This window comes from Sulfurimonas sp. HSL-3221 (assembly GCF_021044585.1).
GTDB lineage: Bacteria > Campylobacterota > Campylobacteria > Campylobacterales > Sulfurimonadaceae > Thiomicrolovo > Thiomicrolovo sulfuroxydans.
In genome coordinates this window covers 669,762-691,900 of the sequence record NZ_CP087998.1, presented here as the reverse complement: position 1 = coordinate 691,900, position 22,139 = coordinate 669,762, and the positions used below count along the sequence as shown (strand labels likewise).

Annotated in this window: 13 protein-coding genes; 10 read left to right on the top strand and 3 right to left on the bottom strand. The window is 57.4% G+C overall.

What is annotated here, in order from left to right; translation table 11 throughout:
- The first annotated feature begins 5 nt into the window (after nucleotides 1-5).
- Nucleotides 6-1,742: a GspE/PulE family protein gene (locus LOH54_RS03470; RefSeq protein ID WP_231020406.1), complete on the top strand. Its 1,737-nt coding sequence runs from the start codon at nucleotides 6-8 to the stop codon at nucleotides 1,740-1,742.
- Nucleotides 1,739-2,983, top strand: coding sequence for a type II secretion system F family protein (locus LOH54_RS03465; protein ID WP_231020405.1), 1,245 nt, complete (start codon nucleotides 1,739-1,741; stop codon nucleotides 2,981-2,983). Before LOH54_RS03470 ends, LOH54_RS03465 begins: the two co-directional genes overlap by 4 nt.
- Nucleotides 2,984-3,001: 18 nt before the next feature.
- Here the strand turns inward: LOH54_RS03465 and LOH54_RS03460 are convergent, their stop codons facing one another.
- The 3 genes from LOH54_RS03460 to LOH54_RS03450 form a co-directional block, all read right to left on the bottom strand.
- The gene (locus tag LOH54_RS03460) at nucleotides 3,002-5,083 is read right to left on the bottom strand and encodes an ATP-dependent helicase (RefSeq protein WP_231020404.1); all 2,082 of its coding nucleotides are present in this window, start codon (nucleotides 5,081-5,083) and stop codon (nucleotides 3,002-3,004) included.
- A 165-nt stretch (nucleotides 5,084-5,248) separates the two neighbouring features.
- A complete protein-coding gene (locus LOH54_RS03455; protein ID WP_231020403.1) occupies nucleotides 5,249-7,153 on the bottom strand; it encodes a DUF2207 domain-containing protein in 1,905 nt (634 codons plus the stop codon).
- Nucleotides 7,147-7,701, bottom strand: a complete 555-nt coding sequence (locus tag LOH54_RS03450; protein WP_231020402.1) for a LemA family protein — start codon at nucleotides 7,699-7,701, stop codon at nucleotides 7,147-7,149. Before LOH54_RS03450 ends, LOH54_RS03455 begins: the two co-directional genes overlap by 7 nt.
- A gap of 225 nt (nucleotides 7,702-7,926) precedes the next feature.
- Here LOH54_RS03450 and LOH54_RS03445 point away from each other — a divergent pair, with 225 nt between their 5' ends.
- The 8 genes from LOH54_RS03445 to LOH54_RS03410 all read left to right on the top strand — a co-directional run bounded on the left by LOH54_RS03445 (nucleotide 7,927) and on the right by LOH54_RS03410 (nucleotide 22,129).
- Nucleotides 7,927-10,551: a valine--tRNA ligase gene (locus LOH54_RS03445; RefSeq protein WP_231020401.1), complete on the top strand. Its 2,625-nt coding sequence runs from the start codon at nucleotides 7,927-7,929 to the stop codon at nucleotides 10,549-10,551.
- The gene (locus LOH54_RS03440; protein ID WP_231020400.1) at nucleotides 10,551-12,089 is read left to right on the top strand and encodes a SulP family inorganic anion transporter; all 1,539 of its coding nucleotides are present in this window, start codon (nucleotides 10,551-10,553) and stop codon (nucleotides 12,087-12,089) included. Before LOH54_RS03445 ends, LOH54_RS03440 begins: the two co-directional genes overlap by 1 nt.
- Entirely contained in the window at nucleotides 12,086-12,295 is a 210-nt protein-coding gene (locus tag LOH54_RS03435) for a DUF2905 domain-containing protein (RefSeq protein WP_231020399.1), read from the top strand. The genes LOH54_RS03440 and LOH54_RS03435 overlap by 4 nt, the downstream gene beginning before the upstream one ends.
- A 73-nt stretch (nucleotides 12,296-12,368) precedes the next feature.
- Nucleotides 12,369-12,794, top strand: coding sequence for a FecR family protein (locus LOH54_RS03430; RefSeq protein WP_231020398.1), 426 nt, complete (start codon nucleotides 12,369-12,371; stop codon nucleotides 12,792-12,794).
- 1 nt (nucleotide 12,795) lies between these two features.
- Nucleotides 12,796-13,392 (top strand): OmpA family protein, encoded by a 597-nt coding sequence (locus LOH54_RS03425; RefSeq protein WP_231020397.1) that lies wholly within the window; start codon nucleotides 12,796-12,798, stop codon nucleotides 13,390-13,392.
- Nucleotides 13,393-13,396: 4 nt separating this feature from the next.
- Nucleotides 13,397-15,331 (top strand): CHASE2 domain-containing protein, encoded by a 1,935-nt coding sequence (locus LOH54_RS03420; RefSeq protein WP_231020396.1) that lies wholly within the window; start codon nucleotides 13,397-13,399, stop codon nucleotides 15,329-15,331.
- A gap of 520 nt (nucleotides 15,332-15,851) precedes the next feature.
- Nucleotides 15,852-19,937, top strand: a complete 4,086-nt coding sequence (locus LOH54_RS03415) for a hypothetical protein (protein ID WP_231020395.1) — start codon at nucleotides 15,852-15,854, stop codon at nucleotides 19,935-19,937.
- A complete protein-coding gene (locus LOH54_RS03410) occupies nucleotides 19,934-22,129 on the top strand; it encodes a hypothetical protein (protein WP_231020394.1) in 2,196 nt (731 codons plus the stop codon). The genes LOH54_RS03415 and LOH54_RS03410 overlap by 4 nt, the downstream gene beginning before the upstream one ends.
- The last annotated feature ends 10 nt before the right edge of the window (nucleotides 22,130-22,139 follow it).

The window sequence follows — 22,139 nt, the reverse complement described above, 5'->3', positions numbered from 1 at the left end:
CCGAAGTGGATAGAATTACGCACGATCTTCTGGAAAAAAAGCATATCTCCCAAACCCAGATCGACCGCCTTGTCAAGGTCGGGGTGAAAGAGGAGATTCTGCTGGAAACACTGACAAAAGTCGGGGCCGTATCGCTCAATTTTGTCAAACGTTTCGTCGTTGAACAGATCCGGGCCGGCAAGTATGACCTGGAAATTCTCAAACAGTATCCTTTTCTCCCCGAAAGGGCCGTCCTGGAGTATCTGGCGGAGGTCCTTGAGATCCAATATATCGACCTGGATTCGATCGACATGGATTACCGTCTGGCGGAACGTGTTCCCCTGAACCTGCTGCAGCGCTCCAATGCCCTGCCGGTAGCGGAAAGCGATATGAGCATTACGGTCGCCTTTGCCGATCCGCTCAACATCGATGCCCAGGAAGCGATTCAGAGGGTCTTCCCGCGCAAGCCCCTCCAGGTCGCCATCGCTTCGGGAAAGCAGATACAGTCCTATCTCTTCAAAATCGATATTAAAAGCAGTGTCAAGGGCCTTGTCGACAACATCCGCAAAGAGCTTAACACGATCGGTTCGCCCGAAGAGCAGAAGGACGCATCGTCGATTCTCCAGCTCATCAACGTTATTCTGAAAACCTGTATCAAGAGCCGGGCCAGCGATATCCATATCGAACCGACGGAGAACAACTGCGTCGTCCGGGCGCGTGTCGACGGGAAACTGGCCGAGATCTTCATTTTCGACCAGGATATCTACCCACCGCTCGCTTCGCGTTTCAAACTCCTCGCCAATCTCGATATCGCCGAAAAGCGCAAGCCTCAGGACGGCCGTTTCTCCGCCGTGGTCGGTGACCGCGAGTATGACTTCCGTTTTTCTACGCTCCCGATTCTTTACGGCGAATCAATCGTTATGCGTATTTTGGACAAGGAAAAAGCGCTTATCCGACTGGAAGATGCCGGTATGGATGCAGACGGCTACAAAAAGCTGCTCCAGGCCCTTAAAAAGCCGCACGGCATTCTCCTGGTCACCGGACCGACCGGTTCGGGGAAAACGACGACGCTGTACGGCGCGCTCAACGAACTCCGTAACGTCGAGGACAAAGTCATTACGGTCGAAGACCCCGTCGAATACCGGATGAACCTCATCCAGCAGGTCCAGGTCCATCCGCAGGTCGGCATGACCTTCGCGGCGGCGCTACGCTCCATTTTGCGCCAGGACCCCGACAAGATCATGATCGGGGAGATCCGCGACCATGAAACCCTGGAAATCGCCATCAAGGCCGCCCTGACCGGCCACCTCGTCATTTCGACCCTGCACACCAACGATGCCATCAGCGCACTGCCGCGGATGTCGGATATGGGCATCGAACCCTATCTGATCAGCGGGGCCGTTGTCGCCGTTCAGGCGCAGCGTCTTGTCCGCAAGATCTGCCCGCATTGCAAAAAAGAGCTTGAAGTGCCGCCATCCGTTTTAAAAGAGTATCAGGCCTACATCCCGCCCGAGACGGTCTTTTACCACGGTGTCGGCTGCAAAGAGTGCAACGGCAGCGGCTATCTCGGCCGGGAAATGATCAGTGAAGTACTTCCCATTACCGAAACGCTCAGCAGTATGATCGCCCGGAGTGCTTCCAAAGAAGAGATGATGAAACAGGCGATTCAGGAAGGTTTTGTTAGTATGTTCCAGAATGGGATGAATAAGGTTGTCGAAGGTAAAACAACCATCGAAGAAGTCTTGAGGGTGGCAAAAGAATGAAATACTATCTTGCAACAGTCCTTTCCAAAGGGAAAAAAGTTCAACACGGCTTTTACGCCGACGGTAAAAAAGAGGCAATGTATATTGCCAAAGTCCGCTATCCCGGTATCGTCGTCAATGTCATGGAAGGCGCAGCGCCGCTCGATGATCAGCTCAAACATTTCAAAGAGCGCTTCATGGGCAACATCAAGAAGAAGAAGGTCAAACCCGATTCTCTGATCGCTGCAATCCGTCAGCTGGCCGTTATGACCAATGCCGGTATCTCCGTTCATGATGCATTGAACGAAATCGCACGGGCAGCCAACGACCCGGTGCTCGAAGAGATCTTCTCCTCCGTTGCCGAAGATATCAACTCGGGTTCAAGCATGTCGAAATCCATGGAAAATTTCCGCTTTCAACTCGGCGGTCTCACCCTGGCGATGGTCGAACTCGGTGAGCAGACCGGTAACATGGCTGATTCACTCTACCAGCTTGCCGACATGCTCGAAGAGATCCGGCGCAATGTCATCAAGTTCAAGAAGGCAATGGCCTATCCGCGCAATGTCATGATCGCCATGGCCGTCGCTTTTACGATTTTGATCTCCTACGTCGTACCGCAGTTTAAAAAGATCTTCGAAGAGTTGCATGCCGATCTGCCGCTGCCGACGATTATTCTGTTGAAGCTGGAGTACCTGTTCAACAATTTCGGTCCCTATATCCTTGCGGGGTTGATTGTCTTTTTTATCATTTTCCGGTACATGCTCAATACCAACCGGGAGTTCAAATTCCGATGGCACCAGCTTTTGCTGAAAACCTATTTGATCAAAGACCTGATCATGTTCTCTACGCTTAACCGTTTCACCTTGGTCTTTTCCGCACTTGTCAAGGCGGGTATTCCCATTGCCGATGCGCTTGAGACCTCCGTCGCCATGATCGACAACCTCCCGCTGCAGGAGAAACTTTTGACCGTCAGACAGGCTGTCGAAAAAGGGGCCTCCCTGAGTGAGGGGCTTGCCGACACCGGATTGTTTGAGAATATGATCATTCAGATGATCTCCGCCGGTGAACAGGGGGGTCAGCTCGACTCGATGCTCGAAAAGGTCACGGATTACTATAAGATGCGTTTCGACCAGATCATCGATGGTCTCGCGGAAGCGATTGAGCCGATCATGCTCTTTATCATCGCCGCGATGGTCCTGCTGCTTGCCCTGGGTATCTTCCTGCCTATGTGGTCGCTCAACGACGCCGTCCACGGCCGTTAACACCAATGGAAGACGCTCTTACGCGTCTTCTTTCGCTTCCTCTTTTTTCACGAGCATTCTGTACTCTTCGTCCTCTTTGAGCATGCCCGCTTCGTAAAGGAAAATCGACGGCACGAACTGTGCCTTTTTGATCCGGTCGTATTTGGCAAAACTGAGATAGAGGATATCCTTCGCCCGGGTCACGGCCACGTAGAAGAGCCGCCGTTCCTCATCCAGGCTCCCTCCTCTGCCCATCAGCTTACGGTTGGGAAAGCGCCCGTCCATCAGATCGATGACATAGACCTCTTTATACTCCAGCCCTTTGGAAGCATGGATGCTGAGAAGATGCACCCCTTCGCCCTGCGTCAGGTCCTGGGAGCCGAGGATCATCGCATTGAGGAAGCGCTCATGCTCTTTGTACGGTTTGGCCAGCTCCTGGAGCACCGCCGGTTTGCGGCGGATACGTTCCAGCGCTTCCGTTTTAAGCTTTGCATCGACCTGCCCGTCGGGTAGAATGGCACGCCGGACGGCCAACTGTTCCGCGACCGTCGCATAGAGATCTGAGACTGCGATCTTCTGTACGACGTTCTGGGGGCGGGAGAGGTTTTTGATCGCCTGCAGCAGGGTATAGAACTGGGAGAGCATTTTCGCCCCGTCCTTGGTTAGTTTCGGATGCTTCAGTACGGGGTTCTTCAGCAGTTTCTTGTCGCTGATCACCTCGGCAAAGCGGCCGGCATGCCCCAGTTCGAGAAAATCATCGAAGAGTCCGAGCTGATGGTTCAGTTTCCGTTTCTCAAAGGGGTTGGAAATTTTCAAATCCGGTGTATAAAGCCCGCGCAGCATCGAACCGCCGCCGAGGAATTGCAGCGCTACGTAAAGCTCCTTTGCCAGAGCGCTGCCCACCCCTTTTGCGTGTTCGAACACATGGATGAAAGCCATCATATCGCTCTCGTTCACAAGAAGCGTATAGATATCAAGAATAAACTTCACCTCTTTGGCGTCAAAAAAACTGACCCCGCCGCGCCGGCGGCAGGCGATCCCCTTCTCCCGCAGTGCCGCTTCGATTCCGTCTGCGCTGGAATTGTTACGGAAAATGACGGCGATCTCTTCATGCTCGGTTACACTCTTGCCGATCATCTCTGCAATGCCGTGGTACTGTTCAAAAAGCTCGTCGTAGACCAGTAGCTTCGGCGGCGGTGCAGCATGATCGCGGGTCACCTCCAGCTGTTTCGGATAGATGCGTTCATTTTTCGCAATCACCTTGTTTGCCAATGAAAGGATCGGGACGGTCGAGCGGTAGTTCTTCGAGAGGGTATGGACAGCTGCCTCGGGATACTTCTGTGAAAAGGAGCCGATAATGGAGATATCCGCCCCGTTGAAGGCGTAGATGGACTGGTCATAATCGCCGACACAGAAGAGCGACGGCGGGTTCATCGCGTCGATGAGAGTCCCCTGTAGCGCGTTGGTATCCTGGTACTCGTCGACGAGCACCTCTTTGTATCCCAGCTCCATCCGTTCGCAGAGTTTGCGCATCTGCAGGAGCAGGTCGTTGAAATTCAAAAAACCGTACTGGGTTTTCAGCTCCTCGAATTCATCAATAATGTCGGCATAAATCATCGCAAAACGGTCATGTTCCTCCTGCCGCTCAGTGATCCACATCTCGAAACTCTTGTCCATCTCCGTATTCTGGTAGTAGGAGTAAAGGTCGTAGAGGTAGTTGGCCCCGTAGGGTTCGTTCTCCCCCTCCAGGTGGTGGAAGCTCCGTTTTTCATAGACGCTGCGGAAAAGGGTCTTGAGCTCTCGCTGCTGTTTGAGGACGACCTTGCCCTGCTGCCGCTTGAGCCATCGGTAGCTCACCGCATGGAAGGTCCCGGCGTCGATCTGACCGGCCTTCTCCGCCCCGAAAAACGAGGCGACACGTTCGACCATCTCCGCCGCCGCCTTGTTCGTGAAGGTCAGCAGCAGAATCTCATGGGGCTGCACCCCCTGCCCCAGCAGGTGCGCGATCCGCCCGACAATGGTCGACGTCTTTCCCGTCCCGGCAGAAGCAATAATCAGGTTATGGCCGAAAGATGCGGTTGCTGCTTTATACTGCTCTTCATTAAGACGGGAGAGGGGCAAAAAGGTCCTTTATATTTCCGGACGGGAATCGGGCAGGCACACATTCCGGTCCATTTAGAAGGTGGGATTCTAGCGCTGTTTGGCTTTAAATTTCAGTAGCTGCGTATGTTCAAACGCTCGCTTCAGGCTGATACGCTGTTTCACCCAATACTACTGCTGCGACCGTTACCACGAACCGCCGCCACCACCGCCGGAACCGCCGCCGGAAGAGCTGCTGCCGGATGCTCCCCCGCCCGAACCGCCGGAGCTTCCACCCCCTCCGAAACTGCTCTCCATCAACGAAGCGCTGCTTGAGAACGCGGACAGTACCAGTGCGGGCTCTTCCCGATGCCAATCATGTATATCTGTTTCAAGGCTCTTGAAAAAACCAATCCATTTTTTTTCATAGCCGAAAAGCATAGCGTACGGCAGGGCCTGGCTCAAAAACGCGGGGTCCTCCTCCTGCCTCCGTCGTATCTCGTCCAGTTCAACCCGTTTGATAAACTCTTTATAGCCCAATAGCCGCGCATACACCTCTAGACCTTTTTCAGTATATTTACCCATGTTGCGGTAATAGACCAGAAGCAGCAAAAAAACAACTATCAGGGCAAGGAACGGGGTATGCGTAACGTAAGGGAGCACAGAACCTCCCTCCGAGAAAATCACGTAAATGCTGATTGCAGAAAAGAAGACGAACAAGACCCCTGCGAGCGCCGCCCTGGTAAGCAGGTACACTCCGAATCCACCGAGAATGAAGACGATCATGGTCACTTCGTCCCCGACATATAAAAAGCTGAAAAACATTGCCACCGCGGTGAATATCCCGCATAAAATACCGAAAATCACCAGAAAAGCCTTTCTGGCATAGCGGGGTCCTTCCAGCATATAGCCGTCGTTTTCCGTCCACGCGGAAAGGTCCCGTTTTAGCCTGCCAATCCCCCCGAGAAAAACCCCCATCCTGCCTCGCGGAGGCTTTGAAATATCGAAACGTTTCCCGCGGAAAAAGAGTAACTGATAAAGACGTTCCTGAAAGGGGGTATGTTTCTTTCCCGGTACATCCGATTTCTCCAGGAATACACCTTTGTGATCCCGCGAAATCCCCAAATAGCCCTGCCGGGCCAGGTCAACGATGGCCGCGGCAAAGTGCCGGCCGGCAGAAAAGCGGTTGAAAAGGATACCGGACTCCAAAACACCGAAGCCTTTCGGGGCTGCATACTGTACAGGAATACTGCGATTGAGCACGTTCCTCCCATAAACGTACCAGTACCAGTGCATTAGGAGCCACAGCAAAGCGGCGACTCCCCAGGAAATCATTGTCAGTATAAACGCCTGTGCTTCATACGCCGGTATTTTATACTTGTGCTTGACTGCCCTCTTCAACTGCGGACGGACAGGTTCGGGGTGCATAAGATACGGGATATCGCCTAGAAGGCTCCGTGCGAACGCCGCCTCGACGGTCAATGCTTCATGCGCTCCCAGTCCCGTCATTGAAACGAGTAGTGTGCGGTCATCAACCCACTGCTGGGTCGCTTTAGAGGCCGTTGATCCGTAGCGCCCCGTAAATACCGCCAGCTTGACGTTAGCCTGTGAAAGCGCCTGCGGCAAGTGCACGGTAGCGGTTGCGACATGGATTGGGATATTCCATTCGGTTCCGACGGCATTCCACCGCAATACATAGTCCGACCCTTCCATCGTCACTCCTCGTTTGACGCCGTAAGCGATCCGGTACAGATGCGTTCCCGTAACATATCGGGCCGGATCTCCGATTCTTACGCGGACCTTTCCGCCGCCGTTGCTACGGAAATTCGTCACCTCGAAAGGAACTTTGCGATTGTCCGCCAGAACATCTATTTTTTCCAAACCGATATCGAGCCTTGCGGCCGAACTCTCCTTCGTTTTCAAAGCAAGCGGGATATCGCGGAAGATGCCGTGTCGTATCTCACCGCCGAAGTTGTAGCGGATCCGCTCTGCCACATCCAGGCTGCCGTTTTGATGCAAACTAAGCTCGATGCGGTAGTCGTCAATCGACTCGCCTGCATACGATACCGTACCCAACAGCAGTCCCAGCAACAGAAGAAAGCGCGTCACCATTCGACTTTCGGTACCATTGCTTCTTGAAGATTCTCCAACTCGAAATACGTCCTGCGGACGAAACGAAACGGTCTTGCGATCAACATCTCCGGGAAAGAGTCGATCTTGGTGTTGTAATCCCTGACGACGGCATTGTAATAGCGCCGGGCATTCTGGATGGCGTCTTCTATTGCCACCAACTCATGCTGAAGTTTCATGAACGTGCCGTCGGCTTTGATATCCGGATAGTTCTCGACGACCGCTAGCAGCTGTCTCAGCTCATGCGTCAGATGTTTTTCCGCCCTGCTCTGCTCAGAAACGCCATGCGCTTCGATCCCTTTGGTACGGGCCTCGACGACAGCTTCCATGATCGCCCGTTCGTAGGCCGCATACGTTTTGACCGCCTCGACAAGACGGGGAATAAGATTGTGCCTGCGCTTGAGCTGCACGTCGATATCGGACCAGCTCGCTTCCGAACGCATCCGTAGTGCGACAAAGCCGTTGAAAATAAAAATAGCGTATAAAACAAGCAGTAGCATTGCCACGATGTAGAGATAAGATGTGTCCATTGGCCTCTGTTCCCGTTTAGTACGCCCATTATAGTTGCCAGGGTCTAAATGTACGCTTCCCGTAATGTAAGCCATACTATTTAAAACGTTAGCCAGGCTGCCATCTCTCAAGACGCCAAGCAGCGCGCCTGACGGGTAGACAAGCACCGCAATTCTCCCTTTACCTCCCTTTCGCTATAATCCGCGTAATTTTTAAGCCAATATCTACTGTAAAAGGCACCAATAATGTCCAAAAAAAGCTACGATCCGAAAGCGGTCGAATCAGCGTTTTACCCGATATGGGAGGAGCGTGGATACTTCGAAATCGACGGGAACAAAGCCATCCAAAAGGCGGATAAAAACTTCGCCATCATGATGCCGCCGCCGAACGTCACCGGGCGCCTGCACATCGGCCACTCCCTCACCTTCACACTCCAGGACATTATCGTCCGCTATAAGCGGATGGACGGCTACAAGACCCTGTGGCAGCCGGGCACGGACCACGCGGGAATCGCGACGCAGAACGTCGTTGAGAAACAGCTGCTCGAAGAGGGAACGACCAAAGAAGAACTCGGCCGCGAGAAATTCCTGGAGCGCGTCTGGGCGTGGAAAGAGGAGTCCGGCGGGATCATGGTCGGCCAGCTGCGCAAGATGGGCGTCTCCCCCGCCTGGAGCCGCGAGCGCTTCACGATGGACGAAGGGCTCAAATCCGCCGTCAAAGAAGCCTTCGTCAACCTCTACGACAAAGGGCTGATCGTCCGCGGAAACTACATGGTCAACTGGTGTACCCACGACGGTGCCCTCTCCGACATCGAAGTCGAATACGAAGAGCACAACGGCCACTTCTACCACGTCCGCTACCCCTACGCGGACGGCAACGGCCACATCGTCGTCGCGACAACCCGTCCGGAGACCTACTTCGGCGATACCGCCGTCATGGTCCACCCCGACGACGAGCGCTACAAGGCCCTCATCGGTAAAAAGCTCAAACTCCCGCTCATCGACCGCGAGATCCCCATCATCGCCGACGAGCACGTCGACATGGAGTTCGGAACGGGGATGGTCAAGGTTACCCCGGCGCATGATCCGAACGACTACGAGGTCGGCAAGCGCCATGACCTCGAATTCATCACCGTCTTTGACGAGAAGGGTATCCTCAACGACTTCGCCGGCGAGTTCAAAGGGCTCGAACGCCTTGAAGCGCGCGAAGTCATCGTCAAGCGCCTCGAAGAGGAAGGCTTCGTCGAGAAGATCGAGGATCACGTTCACCAGGTCGGCCACTGTTACCGCTGTAAGAACGTCGTCGAGCCCTACATCTCCAAGCAGTGGTTCGTCCGCGCCGAAACGGCCCGCGGCAGCATCGAGAAAGTCAACGACGGCCTCGTCAAGTTCTTCCCGCAGCACTGGATCAACAGCTACAACGCCTGGATGATCGACCTGCGCGACTGGTGTATTTCCCGCCAGCTCTGGTGGGGCCACCGCATCCCGGTCTTCTACTGCAACGACTGCGGCCACGAATGGGCGACGCAGCAGGAGGAACCGGAAGCCTGTCCGCATTGCTCTTCCAAGAACATCGTCCAGGACCCCGACGTCCTCGACACCTGGTTCTCCTCGGCGCTCTGGCCCTTCTCGACCCTGGGCTGGGGCAACGGCGACCCGGTCATGGACAAGCTGTTCGAGAGCGACGATCTCAAGAACTTCTACCCCAACAGCCTGCTGATCACCGGATTCGACATTCTCTTCTTCTGGGTCGCACGGATGATGCTGATGGGCGAGACCTTCATGGGCAAACTCCCGTTCGACCACATTTACCTGCACGCGCTGGTACGCGACGAACACGGCCAGAAGATGTCCAAGTCCAAAGGCAACGTCATCGACCCGCTCGACATGGTCGAGAAATACAGCGCCGACGCCCTGCGCTTTACCCTCGCCGTCCTCGCCGTCCAGGGGCGCGACATCCGCCTCAGCGAAGAGAAGCTGGAACTGAGCCGCAACTTCACCAACAAGCTCTACAACGCGGCGAAGTTCCTCCAGATGAACGTCGAAACCTTCGACGACCTGGAGAACATCACGGTCACAACCGACCTCGGCCGCTATATGCAGAGCCGCTTCAACGCCGCCGTCGTTGAAACCCGCGGCTTCCTCGACGAGTACCGCTTCAACGATGCGGCCACGGTCCTCTACCGCTTCTTGTGGAACGAGTTCTGTGACTGGGGCATCGAGCTCTCCAAGGTCAGCAAGGAGAGCGTGCCGGAACTGGGCGCCATCTTCAAAGCGTCCATGAAGCTGCTGCACCCGTTCATGCCGTTCATGACCGAGTACCTCTACCACGAGCTCTCCGGCACGTCGCTTGAAAACGGCAACTCCATCATGATCAGCCGCTACCCGGAAGCGGGTGAACGCGATATGCAAATCGAAGCGATGTTCGACGTCATCATGGATGCCATCGTCACCGTCCGCCGCGCAAAGACCCTCATCGACATGGGCAACCAGAAGATCGAGGAGGCTTACGTCAAGACGGATGCCGTTACATCCGAAGCGATGGATGCCTACATCTGCCGCCTCGGCAAGGTCGAAAAGGTCGGCTTCGTCACCGAGAAGATGGAAAATGCCGTCAGCGACGTCGGGGAGAAGGTCGAGGTCTTCATCCCGACCGGCTCCATCGACCTCGCGCCGATCATCGACCGGCTGGAGAAGCAGAACGCGAAGCTGGAAAAAGAGATCGCTAAACTGGCGGGGATGCTCAATAACGAGCGCTTCGTCGCCAACGCGCCCGAAGAGGTCGTCGCCACCAACCGCGAAGCCCTCGTTGACGCCCAGAACAAACAGCGCAAGATCCTCGACCAGCTCGAGAGCCTGCAGGGAGCCTGATGTTCAACCTTCAGAACTACCGTACCGATAACATCAAGAACGACGTCCTCTCCGGGCTCGTCGTTGCCGTCGCCCTTGTGCCCGAAGCGATCGCCTTCGCCTTCATCGCCGAAGTCAGCCCCATTGTCGGTCTCTACACCGCCTTTATCCTCGGCCTTATCACGGCGCTGATCGGCGGCAAGCCCGGGATGATCAGCGGGGCGACCGGCTCCGTTGCCGTCGTCCTTATCGGCCTGACCCTGGAGGTCTCCGGATTGCTTCGTTCGCAGGGGCTCGGCGGGGAGGAACTCGCCTGGGGCGTCCTGCAGTACGTCACTCTCGCCGCCCTGCTGACCGGCGCGATCCAGATCCTTTTCGGCGTCTTCAAGATGGGTAAGTTCATCCGCCTCGTCCCCCAGCCGGCAATGTACGGCTTTGTCAACGGTCTAGCCATCGTCATCGCAACGGCGCAGTTCAAGTTCTTTGAGGGTGAAGGCGTCATCATGTACGCCCTCGTAGCGATCACGATGTTGATCATGTTCGTCCTGCCGCGCTACACCAAAGCAGTCCCGGCCGGCCTCGTCGCCATCGTTGCGCTCACCCTCGTCGCCTACCTTTTCGGCCTCCAGACCGGTACCGTCGGCGACATGGCGAACCTCTCCGCGTTCAAAGGTCAGCTGCCCTCTTTCCACATTCCGGACTTCATCCTCGACCCGAGCGCCATCCTCGTCGTCCTCCCCTATGCGGTCATCATGGCCCTTGTCGGCCTAATCGAGTCCCTGCTGACCCTGGCTGTCCTTGACGAGATGAGCGGCACCCGCGGCAGCGGCAACCAGGAGTGTATCGCGCTGGGAACCGGGAATATGACCTGCGGACTCTTCGGCGGGATGCCGGGGTGTGCGATGATCGGCCAGTCCATCATCAATTACACCTCCGGCGGCCTCGGACGGCTCTCCGGCGTTACTGCCGCCGTCGGCCTGATGGTCCTCGTCGCGTCGCTCACCGATGTGCTCAACGTCATCCCGATCGCCGTGCTGGTCGGGATCATGTTCATGGTCAGCATCGGCACCTTCGAATGGAGCAGTTTCAGCCACCTGAAATATATGCCGCGTTCCGACGCCTTCGTCATGGTCGCCGTGACACTCATTACGATCGTCGAGGACCTGGCCATTGCCGTCATCTCCGGTGTCATCATCTCCGCCCTTGTCTTTGCCTGGAAACATGCGCGCATCTATGCCAAAAGCCAGGTCGAAGCGGACGGCACGAAGGTGTATGAACTCGACGGTCCCCTCTTCTTCGGTTCGACGGCGAGCTTCTTCGACGCCTTTACGATCGACCGGGACCCCCCGCGCGTCGTGATCGACTTCCAAAACGCCCGGGTCATGGACGCTTCCGGCGTCGAAGCGATCGATACGATCACCCGCAAGTACGAAGATGCCAACAAGCAGCTCACGCTGCGGCACCTGAGCGAAGATTGTAAAAAACTTCTCAAAGCCGCCGGTCCCCACTGCACCTACGAGGTCACCGACCCCACCTACAAGGTCGCAGTCAACCTATGACGGCAAAATGGCTGATCATCGCCGGCACCCTGCTGGTCGTTGTCGGCCTTCTGCTGCACTTCCTACCGGGCTTTTTCGGATGGTTCGGCAGACTCCCCGGCGACATCCGTATCGAAAACGAACACTCCCGCATCTACATCCCCATTACCACGATGGTCGTTATCAGCATCGTACTGACACTGCTCGTCAATCTCTTTCGATCATAGCGCGTCGTTTGACATTTTCACACGGATTGTCATACAATCTAAAAAAAGCATGCACCCCTTGCAAGGTGACCCAATGAAACGAATCCTTCTTTTATGTCTGATAAGCATCACGCTCTGGTCTGCGGAGAGTGTCGCCGTGCTTGACAACCTGAAAAACGAGGTCGGCATCCGCCGGGGCGGCGATGTCATTACCCCTTCAGACAGCGGTGAGGAGCTTTACCGGGGCGACATCATCTTTACCGGGAGCGACGGTGCCCTCAGCATTCTCTTCAACGACGGCAGCACGGTCGCCCTGGGCAACAAGAGCGTGCTGAAGATCGACGATTACCTCTTCGAGCCGAGCCGGAAAAAGTACCGGTTCGACCTCTTCTTGAAAGAGGGAAGCGCCATCGTCGAAACCGGTAAAATCGGGAAAGTTTCCCCAAAATCCGTCACTTTCAGAGTTCCCGAGGGGACGATAGGGGTACGCGGTACCCGCTTTTTCGTAAAGGTGCATTGATATGATCGAAGTCCTCCTTGTCTCCGTCGTCCTCATTGTCACGGCTCTGGTGATGGATCACCCTGGTACGGAGGTCGTACTGCTTGATAACAAAAGCAGCCAAAACGCCATCATCGTCACCACGGAAGGTGGAAGTCTCACCATCGACACCCCCTACGAAGGTACCAGACTGGAAAGCAGTTCGGAGGCCCCCAGTGCTCCTGAAACGGTTTCAGACGCAGAGCTGACCGCCGAGGACGCTGAAACCTTCGCCGTCGCGCCGCCTCCGCCTCTGACCCTCACTCTCTATTTCGAGAACAACAGCGCCGGCCTGACACCGAAATCGCGCCACGATCTTGCCCAAATCCTTCCGCTGCTCCGGGAGCTCAGCCCCCTGCGTCTCACCATCACCGGCTACACCGACACGACGGGGAGCGAGTCGTACAATCTCGCCCTCTCGGAGAAACGGGCTTCGGCGCTCAAAACGATGCTCGAACGGCGGGACGTCACGATGCGCCGATGCCAAACCGACGGACTGGGGGAGTATCTCCTCCAGGTGCAGACGCCGGATAATACTACCGAACCGCAAAACCGCCGTGTCGTGATGACGATCCGGTAGCGTCATGCGGAAATTCTACGTCGCAGTCGCGCTGTCGACGCTGCTCTTCTATCTGGCGGCCTACCCGACCGCCCTGCTGCAGCAAAGCGACAATTTTCTCTACGACCTCTATAAACGGATCGCCACAGTCGTCGCTCCGTCGCAGCTCGGCGAACCGGCGACGATGATCGTCGAGATCGACGACAAAAGCCTCGAAGCGCTGGGACAGTGGCCCTGGCCCAGGGTCCTGACGGCCAAGCTGCTTGAGCAGATCGGCACCTACAAGCCCGCGGCCATCGCCGCGGACGTCATCTTCCCTGAAAACGACCGCACCTCCCCCCGGGAACTCGTACGTTTCTACCGCGACTATTTCGGTCTCTCCGTGCAGATCGGAGGGCTCCCGGAGTGGCTGTACGATAACGACACCCTCCTGGCCGACACGATCAGCGACCTTCCACTGCTGCTGCCGCTCTACCTCAAAAATCGGTGGGACAGCAACGACACTGCCTGTTTCAAGGATACAGGCTACCGCATCGATGCCGAAGGGGTTGATACGCTCTATACCGGGGTAGGGCTGCTCTGCAACATTCCCGCCCTGCAGAGGCAGAGTCGCTCTACGGGTTTTATCAATGCCCGCGAGGATCGTGACGGTATTTTCCGCCGGATGCCCCTTGTTATGCGCTTGCAACACAAACCCGTCGCCGCTCTCGCCGTCGCGATGCTGCTGACCTCGGGACGCTTCCCTGCCGAAATGCGCCTTGCAGACAGCCCCCTTGGCCTTCGGACAACACTCGGTGACCGGACCTTCTACACCGATGCCCATACCAATGTATTGCTCCGCTTCTATCCCCCGGACACCTACCGGCGCATCTCCGCCGTCGACCTGCTGCAGGGCCGGGTAGACCCCGCCGACATCCGGGGTAAATACGTCCTCGTCGGTGCGACGGCCGTGGGACTTCACGACCGCTATACCGTTGCCCCGGACGAAGTGCTGCCGGGGATCTTTATGCATGCGACGCTGATCGAAAACTTCTTCAACGGCGACCTCATCTCCCAACCCGGGGTCTTCCCCCCCGTCAATATGGTCCTTTCGTTTCTGAGCGCCCTGGCAACGCTCATCCTGTTCCGCCGCAAACGCTACCTCTCCATTATCTTCTTCTTCGGTGCCGTCACACTGTTCTACAGCGCCGCCGCCGTCACCGCGCTGACCCAATCGCTCTACATCGCCCCGGGCTATTTCCTGACCCCGTTGGCTGTCAGCTTTATCATTATGGCCCTCGCCATTGCGGTCAAAGGCTATACCCAGCGCAAACAGTTCTACGAGCAGCTCAGCCACTCCCACCAGGCGGCCCTCGACAGCATGGCCCTCGTCGCAGAGACACGGGATATGGAGACGGGCGCCCACATCATCCGTACCAAAAACTACGTCAGGCTTCTCGCCATGGCCATGGCGCGGCAGGGCTCCTACCGGGAGATACTCAGCGACACCTATATCGAGCAGCTCTTTCATACCGCACCGCTCCACGACATCGGCAAAGTCGGCATCCCGGACCATATCCTCAAAAAACCGGGCCGGCTCACCCCCGAAGAGTTCGAGACGATGAAACTGCATACGACTTACGGCAAGGAGATGCTCGACAACGCCATTAACAGCTACCGCGACAACGAAATGCTCCGTGTCGCCCGCAATATCGCCTACGGCCACCATGAAAAGTGGAACGGCAGCGGCTACCCCCAGGGACTCTCGGGCGAGGCGATCCCCCTCGAGGCACGTCTGATGGCCCTGGCCGACGTATACGATGCGCTCATCAGCCGGCGCTACTACAAAGAGCCCTTCTCTTTTGAAGAGACGGAGGCGATCATCGTCGAGGGACGGGGAAGCCATTTCGACCCGCAGATCGTCGACGTCTTCCTCGCACTCAAAGAGGAGTTCCGCCGCATCGCCGAGCGACACCAGTAGCTGCTTCGGCACCGCTTTGATCGTTTCGGGACCGATGTCTATCATCACTGCTTTTCCCACGATGTTATCAAACGGTTGCGGATCTGTCCCCCGGAGGTAATAGAAGCGTACTATGATGGAACACATGAAAGCAGAGTCTACCAATATCTTTACAAAGTGCTGCAAGCGTCTGGATAGCTTCTTTTTCCGCTTCACCTACCTGGACTACGAGGATTTCACGCTGGCATTCAAAATGCGCTGACACTCCGTCGACCGTCCCTCTCCCCTTTTTCACAGCAAGCCCCCCGACGATGCCATCCCTTCCGGCCACGCCCGTTTTCCTCCCAATACTTATACACGGCATCTTGTTGCATCTTTTAAGCTACAACTTGTAGAATTATCAAGTACGTCTTTTTAATTATTAATATGAATGTATGTTTTTTAGTATGCATACAGCAGGGGCGTAATAGGCATAGCTCACGGTAGGAGTCGTTAGGGAAACGTCAAACGGAACGCAGGCAAACGCAAAGGGGCGGGAACGATGGATCAATGGCTTGACAATCTTTTTAGGGAAATCATCTGGCAGGCTCTCCGAGACATGTGGGAAGATATCGCCACATGGGGAGAAACGCAAATTGAAACCAAGCTCAAAGAGCTTGCAAGTGAAGTCGGCAGCGAAAAGCCGCTGGCATCCTCACCGCTGGTACGGGTGACGGATTATACCGCCACATCCGATCCGGAAGTAGACCATATCACCTTTCTGATCCGGGGACGCATTCCCCTGTTCAAGGGGATGGAATCGGTCTTTATGCGTGTGGAGGTCACCATCTCTACGGACGTCGATTTGATGAGCGGGGGTTCTCCCATCACCATCATCGAATGGATTACCGTCATGGGCGACCTCAAGATCAGGAAAAAGAAGGTCTTCAATGCCCAGCTTGGATTGGGATATGACGACGGGGTCTGGATGGGACGCGGCGCGCTGAAAATAGAGCCCGCCGGTTTCGGCCTGGACCTCTTCCTGGGCGGCCTGAGCGACCGCGGCGTCATGATCGGGCTGGATGTCGACCTTCCGGCACCCGTCCCACTGGGCAGTACCGGCCTGGGACTCGCCGGGATGGGAGGCGACTTCGCCTACAATTTCATCGCCCGTCTCGAAAAGAACGGCCTGCCTGTCACCGACCCGGCCGCCAATGATTATGTCCGCTGGGCAAAGAACAAGGAACTCGACCGCTGGCAGGCCGGCCCCATCGACCAGACAGCCGTGGGCGTGGGCATCCGAACGGACCTGGTCACCCTGGCGGACAACGGCTACGTACTCAAACTCGAGCCGATCGGTCTGGCGGTGCTGACCCCGGGACCGGTCTTTATCCTGGGTGGTACGGGCAAGCTGATCTCCAGCGACTCGGCGCAGGTCGAAGGGTACATCGTCGTCGACATTGCCTCGGCCTCCATGGCGCTCGGCATGGGTGTCAAGGTCAACATTCCCAAAGAGGGAAAGACCTATCTGCTCCGTGCAAACGGGGTGCTCGACGCCTTCTTCTCCTTCGAGAACCCGACTACCTGGTATATCAACCTTGGTACCCAGCAGAAGCAGATCAGCGGCAAAATCCTCTCCGACCTGCTCCGCGCCGAACTCTTCTTTATGATCAACAATTACCGCATGGCCTTCGGCGCCGGCATTTCGATCGGCGGCGAGTGGAAGTGGAGTATCATCACCCTCTTCGCCCGGATCGGCGCGGCCGTCGCCGCCACCATCGGATGGAACCCGGTCCTGCTCGAAGGGCTGTTCAAGATCTGGGGCGAGCTGGGGCTCAAAGTGTGGAAATTCAAGTTTGCCCTGAGCGGCGCGGCGGAGGTCCTGGGACATACGCCCGATCCGACGGAACTGGATGTCACCTTTAAATACAAACTGAACCTTCCCTGGCCAATCCCCGATATCAAAGGCGAAAAGACCCTGACCCTGGGGGATGAAGAGCCCGAAGCGCCTGCCGTCGCCTCGCCGCTGCTGGCCGGGACCTGGAAACGGGGGGCCGAATCGGACAGCGGCGCGATGAAACCGGCGCTGCTGCATGCCCTGACCGGACGGCAGTGGGAGTTCAACGCCGAAGCGCGCGGGGCCTGGCCTGACGTCGAGATCGTGATACCGTTCAGCACTCGCGTCATCGACCAGACCGGCAAGGTTGTCGGCTCCGTCATCAGCGCTGCCACGGAGGGAGGCTACACCGTCACCCACCGTCTGGACTCCCTCACAGTGACCGACATCGCCCAGGGTACGACCGTCGCCGGCATCCAGGCGGTTTGGGCGGCAGGACCGGGCGGCGATACCGCACGGCTGCACATCAACGGCCAGGACCCCTTTGCCTGGGTTGTTCCCCACGTGGATACGATAGAGAGCACCTATGAAACCCCGGGGCGTACCTGTGAGGTGAACTTCGGGTACGGCGCGGAGGAGCACTTCATCAATCCCCGACGTTTCAATGAGATGCTCGTCGACCCCATTCAGAACATGGGCTCGCTTGAAACGGTGTTCCAGCCGGCGTTGCCGACTCGGGTCTTTAAAAGCGAACGGTTTGAACTTGCTTTCCGTACGGCGACCGACCTCCCTGTCGAAGTAGAGCAGATCACGCTGTATCTGGTTGGAAATCTCGAATACGATCGGAAAATGCGGATTGAGACCAAGTATGGTGTCTTTACCGTATCCGATGTCGTCTGGAGTCCTTACGACAGTCTGCAGCTGATGGCCCTGACCATTCAGCTGCCGCAACCCGAAGCGACCATTGTCATCTCGTCCGGCAGCAAGGATCGCGACCTGCTGCTCTATGCCGTACGCTATACTGAAGCACGCCAACGCAGCTGTAACTGGCAGGAGAAAGTTGTCCTGACACCGGGCCGGTACGCCGTGTCACTCTCCGGCACCTCCGTTGCGGAGTATCCCGGCGGGGGCCTGCCCAGCAGTAAAACGACCGAATGGGAACTCAACGATACCTTCAACATTGACTTCCCCGAAACCCTGCGTCCCTATATCCGCTCCACCACCATCGGTGACAATCGGATCTTTTTTGACGAATCACTGCCCTGGAACCCCACGATGTACGGATTCGGTTTCCCGATTTACCAGGATTACCGACCGGCAGTACGCTTCTTGGTCCCCTATATGGACGCGATCTTCAATCCACTGCGGATGCGCATCGTCTGGGAAAGCGGGGAAACCGTCGTCCAAGACCTCATTCCGGGTCCGAACGGTGACGGCGACTCCTACCTCCCGGGGCAGTCGCGTCAATGGATAGCGGAACACTGCGGCACGGTCTCGCCGGATCAGGAGATCGTCCTTCCCGACCTCCTGGCCCAAAGCGGACCGGCCGCGGTGGCCCTTGCGTTCGATCACCCCGAACGCGGCGAGGTGAAGCTCGACGGCTGGAACTGCTATGTCTCCATGTTCGCCTCCTTCACAGAGCACCTCGACTGGGACAGCCGGTGTCTCACCGTGCGTTACAACCCCAGCGGGCGCACCGACAGTGCCTGCTGCCCTTCCATCATCCCCGTCTCGTATCAGAAGCCCCACCGTCCGGTGCGAAAAGGAAACCGTGTCGATCCGATTTTCGCACGGAAAACGCTTTCTGTCGCCGAATCATTCCGCCCTGTTTTCGAGAACGACCGACTGATCGGCAACGGCGATCTGATCCAACCTCTCTACCCCGAAGAGCTGAGTGTCCCGCCCGTCAACTGGCGCCTCCCGAGCGCGATGACACAGTGGATCAGCCCCCTTGATGCTCTCAGTGCCGAGCGCTTCGCGCGGTTCGCTGCGGCATCCGGCGCCCGCTTCAATGACGGGAGCGGCGATATGCTCGACGGGATCAATGATACCGTCGAGAGTACGACCATAGAGGCTGTCACCGACGGCAGCGGCCGTCCTTTGGCGCTGTGGGTCCGAACACCCGAACCGGTGGATTGGCGCCGTGTCGAAGCGTCGCTGCAGATCAGACATGTCGAACAGAGCGGCGACTGCCCTACCGGATACGAGCTGCGCCATCCTCTTGAACTGACCGTCGAAATCCTGCCGAGTCCGGATGCCACATCCGCATTCCTGGTCGGGGGGCTGGCCGGGCACCGCACCCGGCTGCCCCGCGGCGAATATACCTTGACACTCCGGTTTGACACGACGTTGCCGGGGCTGCCGCGCCTGCGCCCCTCACCGGCCGTCGGCGGCCCGACCGAGCAGATTGCCCTGACGTTCATACAGCCGTTCGGGGAGCGGTGGCCGCTGCCGGCCTCGCCCATCGAAATTCCTGCCGGGCTGCTCGAACGGCTTGTTGTCATTTACGATATCCCATGGGACATCATCGATGTCCTGATCGACCCCCGGGTCGACCCTGACTGGATCAAAGAACGCCTCAAAGGCGACGCGACACCGCCGCTTCAAACACCGGATCAGCCCGCGCTGGATGCGTTCTCTTCCGCCGTGAAGCAGCTTGAAAACGTCTCAAAACGCCTTGCCGACCTTCCGGAGAACCTTGGGAGCGCCATTCGTACCCTCTCCGCAGCCGAAACCAAAAACGTGCCGAAAACGTCCGCTCCCGACGTTGGGCTCGACAGCGACGTGTCAGATAAAGGAGGCATGGAATGAAACTCTATCTTACAGGACTCGGTTGGGTCGACGATGCACCCACAGGCCACCGCTTGCGCTGGTCCTATCCTCTGCAAGCGCCGGACGGTTCCGGCGGTTTTCTCGGACTGCCCGATACCATCATCGTCGAACGGGCATGGATGGACGAACTCTCCCCCCGCAAACCGGAAACCCCCGGCGAATCGACGGCGCTGCTCAGTGTGCCCGCCAGCTGGTGGAACGTGCACGGCGACATCATTCCCGACGGATTGATTGTCTGCCGATTTAAGCTGCCGGCCCCCGTCCAAGCTGTCCGCTTTACCTATCGCGGCATGTCGACCCGGCTTCGGGTATTTGATAGCGCGACGGACACCCTGGTGGCCGAACGCAGCGTCACCGACGGGGAGGTCGTCCTGGTCGAAGCGGCAGACATGGACCGGTTTGAACTGCTCGGCATGGGAAGTCGTTTCGAAAACTTCCGCAGCCTCGACCTCTTCGATGACCGGGGGCTCTCCTTTGAGGAGATTGCCCGTATCCGTGTCAAAAAGACCCTCGATGCCGACTTGGCAGCCGTGGCACCGCGCAGCTCGATACCGACGACCCTCGATGCGGCGGAGTGGCAGGAGTTTGTCACGGCGGCACAGGAAGGTCAGGCTTCGGACCCGGCCGATCTTGAAGATGGGGAAGCCTCCCCCTGGGAGATCTTCGGCATGATGGCAGCCCTTCGATGGGAACACGCCCTTCTGTTCGGGCACGGCTTTTTCGACGGCCCCCGGACCCAGTGGCCGAAGATAGACGATCTCAAACGTGACCTGCTGCTCGACAAGATACCCTCGGGCAAGACCGCCGTCTACCGCGTCAGAGAAAAAGACAAACGGGTCGGCCCCAGCAATCTCGTCATCTGTCTCTCCCGTCCCGTTGCCGATCTTACTGCGCCCGGTGTGCCCCTCTACGGTGATCCCAAAGTGCATTTCGGCATCGATGCCAAAACGGATAAACCCGTCTTCGAGGCCAGCTACAACCTGCACTGGCAACAGACGGCTGCAGATGCCCTGGGAGTACGTCTTGAAGAGGAGACTTCAAAAAGCCCTTCTATCGGGGGCGACCTGCTAAAGGAGAGTATCGAGAACCGCACCCGCTTTCCCGATGAGCTGCCGGGCGAAGGCAACCTGACCCGGCGCCGGGAAGTCCCTTTCCATGATGTCCAAGTCCGCTGCAGGATCTGCGCCACCGATGCGTGGGATCGCGAAAGCACCTTCAGTATGTGGTCGCCATGGACCGGCCTCTCCTTTGGGTATGAACCGCCGGCCCCGCCGTTGGTAGAGGCACGCTATCAGAGCGGGACCGCAACCCTGATACGCCAAACGGAATCGCCGGCGCTCCCCGGCTGGCTGCCCGACAAAGTCATCAAAGAAGATGCCGGGGCCAAGGTGCATGTCTACCGGCAAAAGAGCGGCGCGGCGGGTCAGCCCCGTCTGGAACCGGTCACAGTGTCCGCACCGGTCTACGTCGGCGCCAACCGCTACCGCACCACCGTTGCGGGGGCAGGTACACTGGACGATTTCCTGGGAGGATTCCTCGTCGCCCCGCCGTTCAAAGCGGAAGTAACGGGCGTCTCGGGCAGCGACGTCTTCTTTGAACCGGGAGACGGCGGCACTACCCTTTTTCTTGCCGGAGCCGCCGAACTCCATCAGATGCCGACGCATCTTGACCTCTGGACAAAAGTCGCAGAGTTCGACCCCGCAACCCTTCCGACCGAACTCAACGTGCCCGACCCTCTCCCCGGCCCCGACGGGGTATCCGACACTGTGGCGTACCATCTGCGCCTCAAGGCCCTTGGAAAAGTGGGCCCCGCCGGCAATACCGTCCGGGCGGTACGCATCCCGGTAACTCCCACGGTTCCGCCGCCGTTCATTGCCGAACCTCTCGGCGTCGATTTCTATAACCGTACGATGATCAAGCTGACCTTTACCAATCCACTCTCTGCCGGTCTTTACACCGTCTGGTGGGCTGACAGCACCCCCGGTGATTTCGCTGCGGAAGCTGTTCCCGGAGAGCAGCGGGCGCAATCCCCTTACCAGAACTACCATCTGTTCGATTCGCTTTCACTCCCCCTCCCGCAGAGTGCCGGGCGTACCGTCACCATCGGTGTCCAGCAGGTCAACGACGGCGGAGGGCAAAGCGGCTTCGTGACGGCCACACTGCTCCTTTGAGCAATCAACG